General features: G+C 71.3%; 15 protein-coding genes. 7 read left to right on the top strand and 8 right to left on the bottom strand.

Annotated features, from left to right (window positions below):
• Positions 1-51 precede the first annotated feature (51 nt).
• On the bottom strand, positions 52-1,440 hold the full coding sequence (locus ACF1AK_RS24020) for a choice-of-anchor A family protein (RefSeq protein ID WP_391500873.1): 1,389 nt from the start codon (positions 1,438-1,440) through the stop codon (positions 52-54).
• 258 nt (positions 1,441-1,698) lie between these two features.
• Here ACF1AK_RS24020 and ACF1AK_RS24015 point away from each other — a divergent pair, with 258 nt between their 5' ends.
• Positions 1,699-2,688: a heme A synthase gene (locus ACF1AK_RS24015; RefSeq protein WP_391500872.1), complete on the top strand. Its 990-nt coding sequence runs from the start codon at positions 1,699-1,701 to the stop codon at positions 2,686-2,688.
• Between the two features lie 76 nt (positions 2,689-2,764).
• On the opposite strand, the gene ACF1AK_RS24010 is transcribed toward ACF1AK_RS24015, so the two are convergent.
• A complete protein-coding gene (locus tag ACF1AK_RS24010) occupies positions 2,765-3,103 on the bottom strand; it encodes a hypothetical protein (protein WP_391500871.1) in 339 nt (112 codons plus the stop codon).
• A 72-nt stretch (positions 3,104-3,175) separates the two neighbouring features.
• On the opposite strand from ACF1AK_RS24010, the gene ACF1AK_RS24005 reads away from it, so the two are divergent.
• A complete protein-coding gene (locus ACF1AK_RS24005) occupies positions 3,176-3,817 on the top strand; it encodes a DUF2461 domain-containing protein (protein WP_391500870.1) in 642 nt (213 codons plus the stop codon).
• 78 nt (positions 3,818-3,895) lie between these two features.
• On the opposite strand, the gene ACF1AK_RS24000 is transcribed toward ACF1AK_RS24005, so the two are convergent.
• A complete protein-coding gene (locus ACF1AK_RS24000; protein ID WP_391500869.1) occupies positions 3,896-4,837 on the bottom strand; it encodes a heme o synthase in 942 nt (313 codons plus the stop codon).
• Positions 4,838-5,335: 498 nt separating this feature from the next.
• Between ACF1AK_RS24000 and tkt the strand changes: the two genes are divergently transcribed.
• From tkt to pgl, 5 genes are all read left to right on the top strand, one after another.
• On the top strand, positions 5,336-7,432 hold the full coding sequence (gene tkt / locus ACF1AK_RS23995) for a transketolase (protein WP_391500868.1): 2,097 nt from the start codon (positions 5,336-5,338) through the stop codon (positions 7,430-7,432).
• Positions 7,433-7,525: 93 nt separating this feature from the next.
• Complete coding sequence (gene tal / locus ACF1AK_RS23990) at positions 7,526-8,665, top strand: transaldolase (RefSeq protein WP_380288532.1); 1,140 nt, start codon at positions 7,526-7,528, stop codon at positions 8,663-8,665.
• Positions 8,666-8,723: 58 nt separating this feature from the next.
• A complete protein-coding gene (zwf, locus tag ACF1AK_RS23985; RefSeq protein WP_391500965.1) occupies positions 8,724-10,280 on the top strand; it encodes a glucose-6-phosphate dehydrogenase in 1,557 nt (518 codons plus the stop codon).
• Positions 10,277-11,353 (top strand): glucose-6-phosphate dehydrogenase assembly protein OpcA, encoded by a 1,077-nt coding sequence (opcA, locus tag ACF1AK_RS23980; RefSeq protein ID WP_391500867.1) that lies wholly within the window; start codon positions 10,277-10,279, stop codon positions 11,351-11,353. The genes zwf and opcA overlap by 4 nt, the downstream gene beginning before the upstream one ends.
• Positions 11,350-12,138: a 6-phosphogluconolactonase gene (gene pgl / locus ACF1AK_RS23975; RefSeq protein ID WP_391500866.1), complete on the top strand. Its 789-nt coding sequence runs from the start codon at positions 11,350-11,352 to the stop codon at positions 12,136-12,138. The genes opcA and pgl overlap by 4 nt, the downstream gene beginning before the upstream one ends.
• A gap of 63 nt (positions 12,139-12,201) precedes the next feature.
• Here pgl and ACF1AK_RS23970 read toward each other — a convergent pair whose 3' ends face one another.
• The 5 genes from ACF1AK_RS23970 to gap form a co-directional block, all read right to left on the bottom strand.
• Entirely contained in the window at positions 12,202-12,537 is a 336-nt protein-coding gene (locus ACF1AK_RS23970) for an RNA polymerase-binding protein RbpA (RefSeq protein ID WP_380288538.1), read from the bottom strand.
• Positions 12,538-12,694: 157 nt separating this feature from the next.
• Positions 12,695-12,931 (bottom strand): preprotein translocase subunit SecG, encoded by a 237-nt coding sequence (secG, locus tag ACF1AK_RS23965; RefSeq protein ID WP_391500865.1) that lies wholly within the window; start codon positions 12,929-12,931, stop codon positions 12,695-12,697.
• Between the two features lie 87 nt (positions 12,932-13,018).
• Entirely contained in the window at positions 13,019-13,804 is a 786-nt protein-coding gene (tpiA, locus tag ACF1AK_RS23960) for a triose-phosphate isomerase (protein ID WP_391500864.1), read from the bottom strand.
• A 7-nt stretch (positions 13,805-13,811) separates the two neighbouring features.
• Positions 13,812-15,014, bottom strand: coding sequence for a phosphoglycerate kinase (locus tag ACF1AK_RS23955; protein WP_391500863.1), 1,203 nt, complete (start codon positions 15,012-15,014; stop codon positions 13,812-13,814).
• Positions 15,015-15,165: 151 nt separating this feature from the next.
• Positions 15,166-16,170, bottom strand: a complete 1,005-nt coding sequence (gap, locus tag ACF1AK_RS23950) for a type I glyceraldehyde-3-phosphate dehydrogenase (RefSeq protein WP_391500862.1) — start codon at positions 16,168-16,170, stop codon at positions 15,166-15,168.
• Positions 16,171-16,183: the final 13 nt, after the last annotated feature.

Here is a 16,183-nt window from a genome sequence, read left to right as displayed (position 1 = left end):
CTGATCGGGCAATGCGGATCACTGACGATCCGACACTTTCCCGGGGCGGACTCAGACCTGGCCGGCCGCCTTGCGCCGACGCGCGACCAGGACCAGCGCGCCACCGGCGGCGATGACCACCGCGCCGCCGATCGCCAGCGGCACGACCGGGCCGGAGCCGGTGTGGGCGAGGTCGCCCCCGGCGTTGGCCTGGGCCGACGGGCTCGCCGAGGCGGACGGCACGACCGCCGCACCGGAGGCGGAGGCCGACGGGCTCGCCGAGGCGCTCGCGGACGGCGCGGCCGTGCCCGGGGCGGACGGGCTGCCCGAGGCGGACGGCGTCACCGACGGAGCGGTGGTGCCCGGGGTGGCCGGCGGGGTGCTCGGGGTCCCGGTGGTGCCCGGGGTGGCCGGCGTCGACGGCGTGGTGGTGGCGGACGGCGTACCGGTCGGCACCACCACCGGCGGCGTGGTGGCCGGCGTGGTCGGTGGCGTGGTGGGCGGCACGACGCCCGGCAGGCAGCCGGTGAACGGGTAGTGGTGCGTCTCCGCACCGCCCTTGCCGGTCAGCGACTTGACGATGACCGAGCCGTTCACCGGCGCGGCCGAGCCGAGGTCGAACGCCGCGTTCGGCGCCAGCACGGTGCCGGACCAGGCGGCCAGGCTGCTCTTGACCACCTTGGTGGCGGTCGGGAAGTTCCAGAGCAGCTTGGAGCGGACGGCGCCGCCGTGCGCGCTCTGCGCCTTGTCGTCGAGGACGTAGCCCTTCCTGCCCTCGTCCCACAGGTGGAAGCCGGTGGTCTTCGCAGCGGCCTGGTCGTACGAGGCACCGGTCACGGTGACCACGGTGACCGCGCCGGCCGGCACCTTCACGAAGATGTCGGTGGCGCCCTGCAGGGTGGCCGCGGGGACGGTGAAGCTGTTGAACTTCGCGTCACCGCTGGTGAGGTAGAGCTCCTTGCCCTTGGCCTCGACGGTGGCCCCGGCGGTCTGCGGCAGCCCCGCCAGCGTGGTCGCGACGGCGCGCGCCCTGGCGAACTCGGCGGCGAAGTCGATCGGCGAGGCACCCTGGCCGGTGCTGCCCTGATGGGCCTGGATCACGGCACCGGGCGCGGCCGAGCCGTAGATGCCGTTACCCTTCATGACCTGGGTGTTGCCACCGGTCAGCTTGCCGGCGACGACCAGGGCGTTGCCGCCCGGCAGCGCCTTGACCTGGTCGGCGGTCAGTTCCTGTCCGACCGAGAAGCCGCCAGTGAAGTCGGCGTTGCCGCCGACCGCCACCGCACCCTCGGCGTCCGGCGTGTGGGTGTCGTCGGTCTCGACGAACTCGCCGTAGAGATTGGCGACCCCGAGGCTCAGGCACTGGTTCGGGTCGGCGGCCTGGGCGGCCGGGGCTACCAGCCCGGCCAGAACGAGAGATCCACCGAGCGCGAGCGCTGCGGCGGGTACGGATATGCGCATGTGCAGGTTCTCCGCTTACGTGCGGGGGGTGGGAGGGGTCCACCTGAAAAAGGTATGGACCAACCCGCACTCTTTCGGCCAAATGGGTGATTGGTCAAGACCAATGACCGGCTTGCCCGAACAGTCCTTTTTGCCACCCCTTTACGACTGGCGGGTTTACCGCTATGTCGACACGGGAAGACTCCGCCGTTCGGCCGCCGCGGGCCCGACCGCCCCGCCCACCGCCCCGCCCCAAGATCGGCTGTAAGGCCGCATACCATGGACGCCGTGCCTAACACCACCCCCTTCTCCCTGCTCGCCGAGCGCTGGCAGCCCTCCGCCGCCACGGTCAAGCGCGCCGCGTTCGCCGCGCTGGTGATGAGCGTGGTGATCGTCGTCACCGGCGGCGCCGTCCGGCTCACCGCCTCCGGCCTCGGCTGCACCACCTGGCCGCGCTGCACCGACGAGAGCCTCACCCCGACCGCCGAGATGGGCTTCCACGGCGTCGTCGAGTTCGCCAACCGGATGCTCACCTACGTGCTGAGCGCCGCCGTCGGCTGGGCGATCCTCGCCGCCCGCTGCCACCGCCCCTGGCGGCACGGTCTGACCAGGCTCGGCTGGGCGCAGTTCTGGCTGGTGATGAGCAACGCCGTGCTCGGCGGCATCACCGTGCTGACCGGCCTCAACCCCTACACCGTGGCGCTGCACCTGATCGCCGCGATGGCCCTGGTCTGGGTCGCCACCCTGATGTGGGAGCGCAGCAAGGAGGGCGACGGCCCGGCCCGCCCGCTGGTCGCCGAGCCCATCAAGCGCCTCGGCTACGTCCTGGTCGGCGTGATCGGCCTGCTGGTGGCCGCCGGCACCCTGGTCACCGGCGCCGGCCACCACCCGGGCACGCCCAAGGACAACAAGATGGTCCCGCGCATCCCGCTGGACTACGACCGCCTCGCGCAGGCCCACGCCGACCTGGCCTTCGTCTCGATCGGCCTGTCGATCGCGGTGATCTTCGTGTTCGCCGCCGTCAAGGCCCCGCCGGCCGCCAAGGCCCGGGCCCGCGAACTCCTCGCCGGCCTGCTGCTCCAGGGCGTGATCGGCTTCGTCCAGTACTTCACCGACGTCCCCGAGCTCCTCGTCGGCCTGCACATGCTCGGCGCCACCCTGATCTGGATCGCCGCCCTGCGCATCCCGCTCGCCCTGCGCACCCGCGACGCCGCCCCCGTCACCGCCGGCGCCCCCGCCGCCCGCACCCCCGAGGCCGCGGCCGTCTGACGGCTCCCGGACACCGCGAAGGGCCCCGGTCGCCCACGACCGGGGCCCTTCGGCGTCTCCACGGGCGGGCGGCGGGTCAGCCGCCGAGCTGGATGCCGGCCATCCGCTTCCACTCGTAGGCGCCGGTCTTCACCTTCAGACCCAGCTCGCCCTCGAAGGAGTCGTGCAGGGTGATCCCGGCGAGCTCGGCGGCGCGGCGGCCCACCGCGTAGCTGGGCGCGACCTGGTCGCCCCAGGCGCCGTCGGCGCCGACCACCACGATCCGGGTGGCGACCGCGCCGACGTACTCGACGACGCCGTCGGCGCTGCCGCCGTGCTGCGCGGCGAAGGCGGTCAGGTTCTTGGCGATGCGCTTGGCGCGGCGCTCGGCGCGGGCGTCCGGCGCGGCGGGGGTGGCGGTCTCTGCGCTGCTCATGCCCGCATGCTACCCAGCGGTAGGGGTGCTGGCGACGGGAGCGCCGTGTGCACCGGACCACATACTGAGGGGGTGACCTTCGACGGCTGGCCGGCCGAGGCGCTCGACTTCTACGAGCACCTCGAAGCCGACAACTCCAAGACCTTCTGGCAGTCCCACAAGGACCGGTACGAGCACGCGGTGCGGGAGCCCATGGAGCTGCTGCTCGCCGAACTGGAACCCGAGTTCGGGCCGGGGAAGATCTTCCGCCCCAACCGCGACGTGCGGTTCAGCGCCGACAAGTCCCCGTACAAGACCCACATCGGCGCCCACCTGCGGGCCGGCGGCTACGTCCAGCTCTCCGCCGACGGACTGGCCTGCGGCAACGGGCTGTACCAGCTCGCCGCCGACCAGCTGGAGCGCTACCGCGCCGCCGTCGCCGAGGACGTCTCCGGCGCCGAGCTGGAGCGGGTGGTCGCCCGGGTCCGCGAGGCGGGCCCGGAGGTGGTCGGCCGGGACTCCCTGAAGTCCGCCCCGCGCGGCTACCCCAAGGACCACCCCCGGATCGGGCTGCTGCGCCACAAGGGGCTGATCGCCTGGCAGGAGTGGGCCCCCGGGCCCTGGCTGGGCACCCGGGCCGCGTACGACCGGATCGCCGGCTTCCTGCGCGCCTCGCAGCCGCTCAAGGACTGGCTGGACGACCACGTCGGCCCGTCGGAGCTCCCCGCCCGCTGAGCGGGACGGAAGCCGAGCGGGCAACGAGAAGGGCCCCGGTCGGATCGACCGGGGCCCCGCTCACCACATCGCTTCGGATCACTTCACGAACGGATCCACCGCGATCACCACGAACAGCAGCGTCAGATAGGTGATCGACCAGTGGAACAGCCGCATCTCCTTGAGCTTGGCCCCCACCACACCGGCCTTGGCCCGCCCGTGCAGCGCGTGCGCCTCCTTGAGCCAGGCCGCGCCGAGCAGCACCGCCGAGACCGGGTAGAGCCAGCTGGTGCCGGCCAGCGGCCACAGCAGCAGCGAGACCCCCACCATCACCCAGGAGTAGGCGACGATCTGCCGGGCGACGGCCAGGTTGCCCTTGATCACCGGGAGCATCGGCACCCCGGCCCGGGCGTAGTCCTCGCGGACCTTCATCGACAGCGGCCAGTAGTGCGGCGGCGTCCAGAAGAAGATCACCAGGAAGAGCACCAGGGCCGACCAGGAGACCGAGTTGGTGACGGCCGCCCAGCCGACGAAGACCGGCATGCAGCCGGCGATCCCGCCCCAGACGATGTTCTGCGCGGTGCGCCGCTTGAGTCCCAGCGTGTAGACGAACACGTAGAACAGCAGGGCGCCGAGCGCCAGCGCCGAGGACAGCCAGTTGACCAGGACGCCCAGCCAGACCGTCGACAGCACACCGAGCGTGATGCCGAACACCAGCGCCTCGCGCGGCGAGACCATGCCGGTGACGATCGGCCGCCGCTCGGTGCGCGACATCACCGCGTCGATGTCGCGGTCGATGTACATGTTGAGGGCGTTGGCGCCGCCCGCCGAGAGGTACCCGCCGAGGACCACCTTCAGCACCAGCAGCAGGTTCGGCACGCCGCGTTCCGCCAGGAACATCACCGGAACCGTGGTGATCAGCAGCAGCTCGATGATCCGCGGTTTGGTCAGTGCGACGAAGGCGCCGACACGGGCCCCGAACGGCCGTTGCGCAGGCGTCGCCCCGGTGACCCCGGCGGGACGGGATTCGACGGCGGTCACTAACACCCCAACTGAAGATGAATCCTCGCAGGCGGCCACCGGAACGTTGTCTCCCGAATCGTCCGCTCTGCGCGTACCACGCCACCTTAGACGCTCCATATCTCCCCACCGGCCCCGGGGGTGCCCCGGCGGGGCGGAACGCACACCCCCGGGTGAACCCCCGCCGCCCCCACCTGGAACGTTGCCCGAGGGGCCGCGCGGGGCCGCCGCTCCCCCGTCCCGCACCCCGGGAGGCGAACCGGACGGATCCGGGCGAGGGTGGACGAAGGGACCTCCCCGCCGGGCCCGGGTCGTCCACGGACCGTCCGGGGAATGACGGCCAACATGCCTGAGTTGTCCCACCACGGAGGGTGAGCCCCGGCCCGGACGGTAGGCTCGCCCACAGAAGCGGGATCTACCCTCCGTGACCGGCACCACCACAGCGTCCGGCCCCAGCGACGTGGCCGACCCGGTCCCTCACGGGGTCACTCTTCACCATGGAAGGAGCCCTGAGACAGGGTGAGCACGACGCCGAATGCATTCGAGTGGTCGGACCTCGACGAGCGGACCGTCGACACGGCCCGGGTCCTGGCGATGGACGCGGTCCAGAAGGTCGGGAACGGGCACCCCGGGACGGCCATGTCGTTGGCCCCGGCCGCCTACCTGATCTTCCAGCGCTTCCTGCGCCACGACCCCACCGACCCGTCCTGGGTCGGCCGTGACCGGTTCGTCCTGTCCCCCGGTCACACCAGCCTGACGCTGTACACGCAGCTCTACTTCTCCGGCTACGGCCTGGAGCTCGACGACCTCAAGGCCTTCCGGGTCGCCGGCAGCCGCACCCCCGGCCACCCCGAGCACGGGCACACCGCCGGCGTCGAGACCACCACCGGCCCGCTCGGCCAGGGCATCGCCAACGCGGTGGGCATGGCGATGGCCGCCCGCTTCGAGCGCGGCCTGTTCGACCCGGACGCCCCGGCCGGCGAGTCGCCCTTCGACCACACCATCTGGGCCATCGTCTCCGACGGCGACCTGGAGGAGGGCGTCTCCGCCGAGGCCTCCTCGCTGGCCGGCCACCAGAAGCTCGGCAACCTGGTCGCCCTCTACGACGACAACCACATCTCGATCGAGGGCGACACCGAGACCGCCTTCTCCGAGGACGTCCTCAAGCGCTACGAGGCGTACGGCTGGCACGTCCAGCGCGTCACTCCGAAGGCCAACGGCGACATCGACGTCGCCGCGCTGGCCGAGGCGCTGGCCGCCGCGAAGGCCGAGACCTCCCGCCCGTCGATGATCGCCATGCGCACGATCATCGCCTGGCCGGCCCCGGACGCCCAGAACACCGCCAAGGCCCACGGCTCCGCGCTCGGCGCCGCCGAGATCGCCGCCACCAAGAAGGTCCTCGGCTTCGACCCGGAGAAGACCTTCGAGGTCAGCGACCAGGTCATCGAGCACGCCCGGCTGGTCGTCCAGCGCGGCAAGGCCGCCCGCGCCGCGTGGCAGCAGTCCTTCGACGCCTGGCGCGCGGCCAACCCGAGCCGCGCCGCCGAGTTCGACCGCATCCAGGCCGGCGAGCTGCCCGACGGCTGGAAGAAGGCCGTCCCGGTCTTCGAGGCCGGCAAGGACGTCGCCACCCGCAAGGCCAGCGGCGAGACCCTCAAGGCCCTCGGCGCGGTGATCCCGGAGCTGTGGGGCGGCTCGGCCGACCTCGCCGAGTCCAACCTCACCACCATCGACGAGGACAGCTCCTTCCTCCCCGAGGGCAACCCGCTGAAGACGGCCGGCCCCTACGGCCGCACCATCCACTTCGGCATCCGCGAGCACGCCATGGGCTCCACCATGAACGGCATCGCGCTGCACGGGAAGACCCGCGTCTACGGCGGCACCTTCCTGGTCTTCGCCGACTACATGCGCCCGGCCGTCCGCCTCGCCGCCCTGATGAAGCTGCCGGTCACCTACGTCTGGACCCACGACTCCATCGGTCTCGGCGAGGACGGCCCGACCCACCAGCCGGTCGAGCACCTGGCCTCGCTGCGCGCCATCCCCGGCCTGTCGGTGGTCCGCCCGGCCGACGCCAACGAGACCGCCGTCGCCTGGCGCACCATCATCGAGCGCCAGACCACCCACCCCGGCCCGGTCGGCCTGGCGCTCACCCGCCAGAACGTCCCGACCTTCGACCGGGCGTCCTACGGCAACCCCGAGGACACCGCGAAGGGCGGCTACGTCCTGGCCGAGGCGTCCACCGGCACCCCGCAGGTGATCCTGCTCGGCACCGGCTCCGAGGTCCAGCTCGCCGTCAAGGCCCGCGAGGTCCTGGAGGCCGAGGGCATCGCCACCCGCGTCGTCTCGCTGCCGTCCTTCGAGTGGTTCCAGGAGCAGGACCAGGCCTACCGCGACAGCGTGCTGCCGCCGTCGGTCAAGGCCCGCGTCTCGGTCGAGGCCGGCATCGCCCAGGGCTGGCGCGAGCTGGTCGGCGACCACGGCCGGATCGTCTCGCTGGAGCACTTCGGCGCCTCCGCCGACTACAAGGTGCTCTTCGAGGAGTTCGGCATCACCGCCGAGCGCGTGGTCGCCGAGGCCCACAACGCGCTGCGCTCGCTCGAAGCCGTCAACCGCTAGCGGCACCGGGCCGGGGCGCCGACCGCACACCGGCGCCCCGGCCCGCCTCCCCCCAGACCACAGCAAGAAGAAGCACTAAGGGACGGAAGCACCATGACTGACGCACTGAAGCGCCTCAGCGACGAAGGCGTGGCGATCTGGCTGGACGACCTCAGCCGCAAGCGGCTGAACACCGGGAACCTCGCCGAGCTGGTGCAGCACAAGCACGTGGTGGGCGTGACCACCAACCCGACCATCTTCCAGAAGGCCATCGGCGGGGGCGACAGCTCCTACGACGGCCAGCTGCGCGACCTCGCCGTCCGCAAGGTCACCACCGACGAGGCCATCCGCATGATCACCACCTCGGACGTGCGTGACGCCGCCGACGTGCTGCGCCCGGTCTACGACGCCTCCAACGGCCGCGACGGCCGGGTCTCCATCGAGGTCGACCCGCGGCTGGCCCACGAGACCGCCGCCACCGTCGCCGAGGCCAAGCAGCTGTGGTGGCTGGTCGACCGCCCGAACGTCTTCATCAAGATCCCCGCCACCAAGGCCGGCCTGCCCGCGATCAGCGAGGTCATCGGCAAGGGCATCAGCGTCAACGTCACGCTGATCTTCTCGCTGGAGCGCTACAAGGCCGTCATCGACGCCTACCTGACCGGTCTGGAGGCCGCCAAGGCCAAGGGCCTGGACCTCTCCCAGATCGAGTCGGTCGCCTCCTTCTTCGTCTCCCGCGTCGACACCGAGATCGACAAGCGCCTGGAGAAGATCGGCGGCGACGCCAAGGACCTGCGTTCCAAGGCCGCCCTCGCCAACGCCCGCCTCGCCTACCAGGCCTACGAGGAGGTCTTCGGCACCGTCGACGGCAAGACCGCCGGCACCGCCCGCTGGAAGGCCCTGGAGGCCGCCGGCGCCAAGCCGCAGCGCCCGCTCTGGGCGTCCACCGGCGTCAAGGACCCGGCCCTGCCGGACACCCTGTACGTCACCGAGCTGATCGCCCCCGGCACCGTCAACACCATGCCCGAGGCCACCCTGGACGCCACCGACGACCACGGCGTGGTCACCGGCGGCACCATCGTCCCGAACTACGCCGACGCCAAGGCCGTGATGGACGCCGTCGCCGCCGCCGGCGTCGACTACGACGACGTGGTCCAGGTGCTGGAGGACGAGGGTGTGGAGAAGTTCGAGCAGTCCTGGAAGGAACTGCTCGACACCGTCACCGCCTCGCTCGCCTCCTTCGCCGACGAGAAGTGACCCCCTGCTCACAGCGCACGAAAGCGGAGCCCATCAAGTGAGCACTGATTTCCCCGAGTTGACGTCGGAGTCGGACGCGGAAGACCTCCCGTCCGCCCCCGTCAACCCGCTTCGCGACCCCTCCGACCGGCGGCTCCCGCGCATCGCGGGGCCGTCCGGCCTGGTCATCTTCGGGGTCACCGGTGACCTGTCCCGCAAGAAGCTGATGCCGGCCATCTACGACCTGGCCAACCGCGGCCTGCTGCCGCCGGGCTTCTCGCTCATCGGCTTCGCCCGCCGCGAGTGGAAGGACGAGGACTTCGCCCAGGAGGTCCACGACGCGGTCAAGGAGCACGCCCGCACCCCCTTCCGCGAGGAGGTCTGGCAGCAGCTCGCCAAGGGCATGCGCTTCGTCCACGGAACCTTCGACGACGACGAGGCCTTCGACAAGCTCCGCGAGACCATCCACGAGCTGGACAAGGCGCAGGGCACCAGCGGCAACTTCGCCTTCTACCTGTCCGTCCCGCCGAAGTTCTTCCCGACGGTCGTCCAGCAGCTCAAGAAGCACGGCCTGGCCGACCCGCCGAACGGTTCCTGGCGGCGCGCCGTCATCGAGAAGCCGTTCGGCCACGACCTGGAGTCCGCCCAGGAGCTGAACCGGATCGTCCACGAGGTCTTCCCCCGGGACGAGGTCTTCCGGATCGACCACTACCTGGGCAAGGAGACCGTCCAGAACATCCTGGCGCTGCGCTTCGCCAACCAGATGTTCGAGCCGATCTGGAACCGGTCGTACGTCGACCACGTGCAGATCACCATGGCCGAGGACATCGGCATCGGCGGCCGGGCCGGCTACTACGACGGCATCGGCTCCGCCCGTGACGTCATCCAGAACCACCTGCTCCAGCTGATGGCGCTCACCGCCATCGAGGAGCCGGCGTCCTTCCACCCGAAGGCGCTGGTGGCCGAGAAGCTCAAGGTGCTGAGCGCCGTCAAGCTCCCGGCCGACCTCGGCCGGCACACCGTGCGCGGCCAGTACACGGCCGGCTGGCAGGGCGGCGAGGAGGTCAGCGGCTACCTCGACGAGGACGGCATCGACCCGGAGTCCAAGACCGACACCTACGCGGCCATCAAGCTGGAGATCAACAACCGCCGCTGGGCGGGCGTGCCGTTCTACCTGCGCACCGGCAAGCGGCTGGGCCGGCGGGTCACCGAGATCGCGGTGGTCTTCCAGCGCGCCCCGTACCTGCCGTTCGACTCCTACGCCACCGAGGAGCTGGGGCAGAACGCCCTGGTCATCCGGGTGCAGCCGGACGAGGGCGTCACCGTGCGGTTCGGCTCCAAGGTGCCGGGCACCTCCTTCGAGGTCCGGGACGTCACGATGGACTTCGCCTACGGCGAGTCCTTCACCGAGTCCTCCCCGGAGGCGTACGAGCGGCTCATCCTCGACGTGCTGCTCGGTGACGCCAACCTCTTCCCCCGCCACCAGGAGGTCGAGCTCTCCTGGCAGATCCTCGACCCGATCGAGAAGTACTGGGACACCCACGGCAAGCCCGCCGAGTACGCGGCCGGCACCTGGGGCCCGGCCGAGGCGGACGAGATGCTCGCACGAGACGGCAGGAGCTGGCGCCGGCCATGAAGATCGACCTCACGAACACCACGTCCGGCAAGATCAACGCAGCGCTCATGGAGGCCCGCCGGGGCAGTGGCGCCACCGCCGCCGGCATGGTGCTCACCCTGGTGATCGTGACCGACGAGGGCAGCGCCTACGACGCCCTCAAGGCGGCCAACGACGCCTCCCGCGAGCACCCCTCGCGCACCCTGGCGGTCATCAAGCGCGCCGGGCGCTCGCCCCGGGCCCGCGCCGAGACCCGCCTGGACGCCGAGGTCCTGGTCGGCTCCGACGCCGGCTCCGGAGAAACGGTCATCCTGCGGATGCACGGCGAACTCGCCGCGCACGCCCAGTCGGTCGTCCTGCCGCTGCTGCTGCCGGACGCCCCGGTGGTGGTCTGGTGGCCCGACAACGCGCCGCTGCACCCGGCGCAGGACCCGCTGGGCGCGCTCGCCCAGCGCCGGATCACCGACGCGGTGACCGCCGAGTCCCCGGTCGGCCAGCTCGCCCAGCGGGCCCAGAGCTACACCCCGGGCGACACCGACCTGGCCTGGACCCGGATCACCGGCTGGCGCTCGATGCTGGCCGCCGCGCTGGACCAGCGGCCCTCGACGATCACCTCCGCGGTGGTCGAGGGCGAGTCGTACAACCCCAGCGTCGAACTGCTCGGCCTGTGGCTGCACACCCGGCTGCACGCGCCGGTCGAGCGGGTCGTCACCAACGGCCCGGGCATCACCGCGGTGCACCTGCGCACCAAGGACGGGGACATCACCCTGGACCGCCCGGACGGCCTGATGGGCACGCTCTCCATGCCCGGCTCGCCGGACCGCCAGGTGGCGCTCAAGCGGCGCGAGACCTCGGAGCTGATCGCCGAGGAGCTGCGCCGGCTCGACCCGGACGACATCTACGCGGCCGCCGTGCGCACCCCCGTGGACCGGCTCAAGGAGCCGGACAACGCCGAGCAGGCGGCAGCCGCGGCGGGCGACGAGGCCGCCGCGCAGGGCGGCGAGCAGGTCGCCGACCCGGCGACCGCCGAGCCGGCCGCCGGCACCGCGAAGCGGACCGCCGGCAAGCGCAACGCCAAGAAGGCGGACGCATGACCGCGGCCACCCCGCAGCTGGTCGTCCACCGGGACAAGGAGCTGATGGCCCAGGCCGCCGCGGCCCGGCTGATCACCCGGATCGTGGACGCCCAGGCCGCCCGCGGCACCGCCTCGGTGGTGCTCACCGGCGGACGCAACGGCAACGCCCTGCTGGCCGCGATCGCCGCCTCCCCGGCGCGCGACGCGGTCGACTGGGCGCGGCTGGACCTCTGGTGGGGCGACGAGCGGTTCCTGCCCTCCGCCGACCCGGAGCGCAACGCCGTGCAGGCCCGCGCCGAGCTGCTGGACGCCGTCCCGCTCGACCCGGCCCGGGTGCACGAGATGCCCGCCTCGGACGGCGCCGACGGCTCGGACGTCGACGCCGCGGCGGCCCGCTACGCGCAGGAGCTGGCGAAGGCCGCCGGACCGGGCGACCGGGCCGGCGTCCCGGCCTTCGACGTGCTGCTGCTCGGCGTCGGCCCGGACACCCATGTCGCCTCGCTCTTCCCGGAGCACCCGGGCGTGCGGGAGACCGAGCTGACGGTGATCGGCGTGCGCGGCGCGCCGAAGCCGCCGCCGACCCGGATCTCGCTCACCCTCCCGGCCATCCGCGCGGCCCGCGAGGTCTGGCTGCTGGCGGCCGGCGAGGACAAGGCCGGCGCGGTGGCGGTGGCGCTGTCCGGCCCCGGCGAGCTCCAGGCGCCGGCCTCCGGCGCGCACGGCACCGGCCGCACCCTGTGGCTGCTCGACCGCGCCGCGGCGTCCCGGCTGCCGGCCCAGCTGTACCCCCCGGCCTCGGCCTGAGGCCCGGGAACGCCGGAGGGCGTCACCCCCGCGGGGGTGACGCCCTCCGGCGTTCGCCTGTGCTCAGATCTCGCCGCGCAGCTTGGCCAGCGCCTCGGCCAGGATCGCCTCGCCGTCGGCGTCGGTGCGCCGCTCGCGGACGTAGGCGAGGTGGGTCTTGTACGGCTCGTTGCGGGACGGCGCGGGCGGGTTGTGCTCGTCCTGGCCGGCCGGGAAGCCGCACCGCGGGCAGTCCCAGGTCTCCGGGATCACCGCGTCGGCGGCGAAGCTCGGCCGGGTCTCGTGCTTGTTCGCGCACCAGAAGGAGATCCGGTTGCGGGGGGCGGATTCGCCGCGCTCCGCCTCACCCATCGGGCCGGCTCCGACCCTGCTGCCACGGATGGCGTTGCCACTTGCCACGGTCTGACTCCCCTGCGTGCTGGTGCGCCGACGCGCGCGATGCGCATCGGTGGCGAAAGTCGTCCTAGTGTAAGCAGGAGTTAAGCATGCGCCACCACCGGCTCCGCCCCGGACCTTTCCAGAATAGGCCGCGGGGCGACGGGGCGTCAGAGTTATGTCAGCCCTTGTACTTCAGCACCAGGCCGAGCACCACGAGGCAGGCGAACCAGGCGAGGCCGACCACGATCGTGATGCGGTCCAGGTTGCGCTCGGCCACCGCCGAGCCGCCGCCGGTGGACATCGCGCCGCCACCGAACATGTCCGACAGGCCACCGCCCTTCCCCTTGTGCAGCAGCACCAGGAGGATCATCAACAGGCTGAAGACGATCAGGGCAATCGAGAACCCGATAACCACGACGGGACCAACTCTCTCGTATCTTCGGCGAAGGGGCCGGACCACGTCGGGTGGTCCGGCCCCAAAGCCTACGTTGCTGCGGCGGCGTTAGCCTACTGCCTGCTCACGGTACCGCACGATCTTGACGAACTCGTCGGCGTCCAGCGAGGCTCCGCCGATCAGGCCGCCGTCGATGTCCGGCTTGGCCATCAGGCCGGCCGCGCTCGACGCCTTCACCGAACCGCCGTAGAGCACCCGGACCTTGCCGGCCAGCCCGGCGTCGTACAGCTCGGCGATCCGCGCGCGGATGGCGGCGCAGACCTCCTGGGCGTCCTCGGGGGTCGCCACCTCGCCGGTGCCGATCGCCCAGACCGGCTCGTAGGCGACCACGACGGACTCGGCCTGCGCGGCCGGGACGTCCTGGAGGGCGCCGTCGAGCTGGGCCAGGGTGTACTCGACGTGGGTGCCCGCCTTGCGGACCTCCAGCGGCTCGCCGACGCACAGGATCGGGGTGATCCCGCTGCGGTAGGCGGCCTTGACCTTGGCGTTGACGATCTCCTCGTTCTCGCCGTGGTACTGGCGGCGCTCCGAGTGGCCGATCACCGCGTAGGTGCACTTCAGCTTGGACAGCATCGGCCCGGAGACCTCGCCGGTGTAGGCGCCGCCGTCGTGCTGCGAGATGTCCTGCGAGCCGTACTTGATCTTCAGCTTGTCGCCGTCGACCAGGGTCTGCACCGAGCGGAGGTCGGTGAACGGCACCAGGACGGCCACCTCGACCGACTCGTAGTCCTTGTCGGCCAGCGCGAAGGCCAGCTTCTGGGTGTGCTGGATGGCCTCAAGGTGGTTGAGGTTCATCTTCCAGTTGCCCGCCATCAGCGGGAGACGCTCAGTCATGCGTGATTCAGCCTTCCAGGGCGGTGAGACCGGGGAGCTGCTTGCCCTCCAGGTACTCCAGGCTCGCGCCACCGCCGGTCGAGATGTGCCCGAACTTCGTCTCGTCGAAGCCCAGGATGCGGACGGCCGCGGCGGAGTCCCCGCCACCGACCACGGAGAACGCGTCGCTGTCGAGCAGGGCCTGCGCGACGGCCTTGGTGCCGCCGGCGTAGTCCGGGTGCTCGAAGACGCCCATCGGACCGTTCCAGAACACCGTCTTCGCGTCGGCCAGCTTCTCCGCGAACAGCTCGCGGGTCTCCGGGCCGATGTCCAGGCCCTCCTGGTCGGCCGGGATCGCGTCCGCGGCGACGACCGAGAAGGCGGCCGGGGCCTTGGTCTTGAGGTCCGGGAACTCGGTGGAGACCAGGACGTCCGTCGGCAGGACGAACTCGACGCCCCGCTCCTTCGCCTCCGCCAGGTAGCCCTGGACCGTCGGGATCTGGTCCTCCTGCAGCAGCGAGATGCCGACCTCGTGGCCCTGGGCCTTGAGGAAGGTGTACGCCATGCCGCCGCCGATCAGGATCCGGTCGGCCTTCTGCAGCAGGTTCTCGATCACGCCGACCTTGTCGGAGACCTTGGCGCCGCCGAGCACCACCACGTAGGGGCGCGCGACGTCCTCGGTGAGGCGCTTGAGCACGCCCACCTCGGTGGCGATCAGGTCGCCGACCGCGTGCGGCAGCAGCGCCGGCAGGTCGAACACCGAGGCGTGCTTGCGGTGCACCGCGCCGAAGCCGTCGCCCACGTAGAGATCGGCCAGCGCGGCCAGCTGACCGGCGAACGCCGTGCGCTCGGCGTCGTCCTTGCTGGTCTCACCGGCGTTGAAACGCAGGTTCTCAAGCAGCGTGACCTCGCCGTCGGCCAGGGCGGCGACGGTGGCCTTCGCGCTCTCGCCCACGGTGTCGGTCGCGAAGGAGACCGGCTTGCCGAGGATCTCGCCGAGGCGGACGGCCACCGGCGCGAGGGAGAACTGCGGATCCGGCGCGCCCTTGGGGCGGCCGAGGTGGGAGGCGACGACGACCTTCGCGCCGCGCTCGACGAGCTTGGCGATGGTCGGGGCGACGGCACGGATCCGGCCGTCGTCGGTGATCGTGCCGTCGGAAAGCGGAACGTTGAGGTCGGCGCGCACGAACACGCGCGCACCGGCGACGTCCAGATCTTCGATGGTCTTCACGGTCTTCGGTCTCCTGGCGAGATGGTGGAGCAGGGGACGACACAACGTTGTGCCGTCCATGGGGAGTTGAGGGTGCGCAGACGGAGGGCCCGGTCGGCTTCGCACATGCCTTCCGGGCCCTCCCCCCTACTTCACGTCAGCTCCCGCTGCGTCAGAGCCCGGCACCGACGAGGGTGGTCAGGTTGACGAGGCGGTTCGAGTAGCCCCACTCGTTGTCGTACCAGCCGAAGACCTTGACCTGGTTGCCCTGGACCATGGTCATCAGCGAGTCGAAGATCGTGGAGAACGGCGAGTTCACGATGTCGGAGGAGACGATCGGGTCCTCGGTGTACTGCAGGATGCCCTTGAGGGTGGTCTCGGAGGCCTTCTTGAAGGCCTCGTTGACCTCGGCGACGGTGACGTCGCGCTCCAGGGTGACGACCAGGTCGGTGATCGAGCCGGTCGGGACCGGGACGCGCAGCGAGGTGCCGTCCAGCTTGCCCTTGAGCTCCGGCAGGACCAGCGCGGTCGCCTTGGCGGCACCCGTCGAGGTCGGAATGATGTTGAGGGCCGCGGCGCGGGCGCGACGCAGGTCCTTGTGCGGGAAGTCCAGGGTGACCTGGTCGTTGGTGTACGCGTGGACCGTGGTCATCAGACCCTTGACGATGCCGAAGTTCTCGTTCAGCACCTTGGCCAGCGGCGCCACACAGTTGGTGGTGCAGGAGGCGTTGGAAATGACGGTGTGCTTGTCACCGTCGTACTTCTCGTCGTTGACGCCCATGACGATGGTGATGTCCTCGTCGGTGGCGGGCGCGGAGATGATGACCTTCTTGGCGCCGGCCGTGACGTGCTTCTTCGCCGCCTCGGCCTTGGTGAAGATACCGGTCGACTCGATGACGATGTCGACGCCCAGCTCGCCCCAGGGGAGGTTGGCCGGGTCGCGCTCGGCGATGACCTTGAAGGTCTTGCCGTCGACGGTGATGCTGTCCGCGGTGTGCGACACCTCGCCCGGGAAGGTGCCCAGGATCGAGTCGTACTTGAGCAGGTGCGCCAGGGTCTTGGTGTCGGTCAGGTCGTTGACACCGACGATCTCGATGTCCGCGCCCTGGGCCTGAACCGCACGGAAGAAGTTGCGGCCGATGCGGCCGAATCCGTTGATGCCTACCCGGATCGTCACGAACCGATCTCCT

It is taken from the genome of Kitasatospora sp. NPDC015120 (assembly GCF_043080305.1).
Lineage (GTDB): Bacteria > Actinomycetota > Actinomycetes > Streptomycetales > Streptomycetaceae > Kitasatospora.
The sequence above is the reverse complement of the archived record's forward strand: the minus strand, read 5'-3'. Positions and strand labels throughout refer to the sequence as shown.

Bases quoted from the DNA above. Each gene is read 5' to 3' on its own strand.
- ACF1AK_RS24020 (WP_391500873.1), bottom strand. From the start codon at position 1,440: ATGCGCATATCCGTACCCGCCGCAGCGCTCGCGCTCGGTGGATCTCTC.
- ACF1AK_RS24015 (WP_391500872.1), top strand. From the start codon at position 1,699: ATGGACGCCGTGCCTAACACCACCCCCTTCTCCCTGCTCGCCGAGCGC.
- ACF1AK_RS24010 (WP_391500871.1), bottom strand. From the start codon at position 3,103: ATGAGCAGCGCAGAGACCGCCACCCCCGCCGCGCCGGACGCCCGCGCC.
- tal (WP_380288532.1), top strand. From the start codon at position 7,526: ATGACTGACGCACTGAAGCGCCTCAGCGACGAAGGCGTGGCGATCTGG.
- opcA (WP_391500867.1), top strand. From the start codon at position 10,277: ATGAAGATCGACCTCACGAACACCACGTCCGGCAAGATCAACGCAGCG.
- pgl (WP_391500866.1), top strand. From the start codon at position 11,350: ATGACCGCGGCCACCCCGCAGCTGGTCGTCCACCGGGACAAGGAGCTG.
- tpiA (WP_391500864.1), bottom strand. From the start codon at position 13,804: ATGACTGAGCGTCTCCCGCTGATGGCGGGCAACTGGAAGATGAACCTC.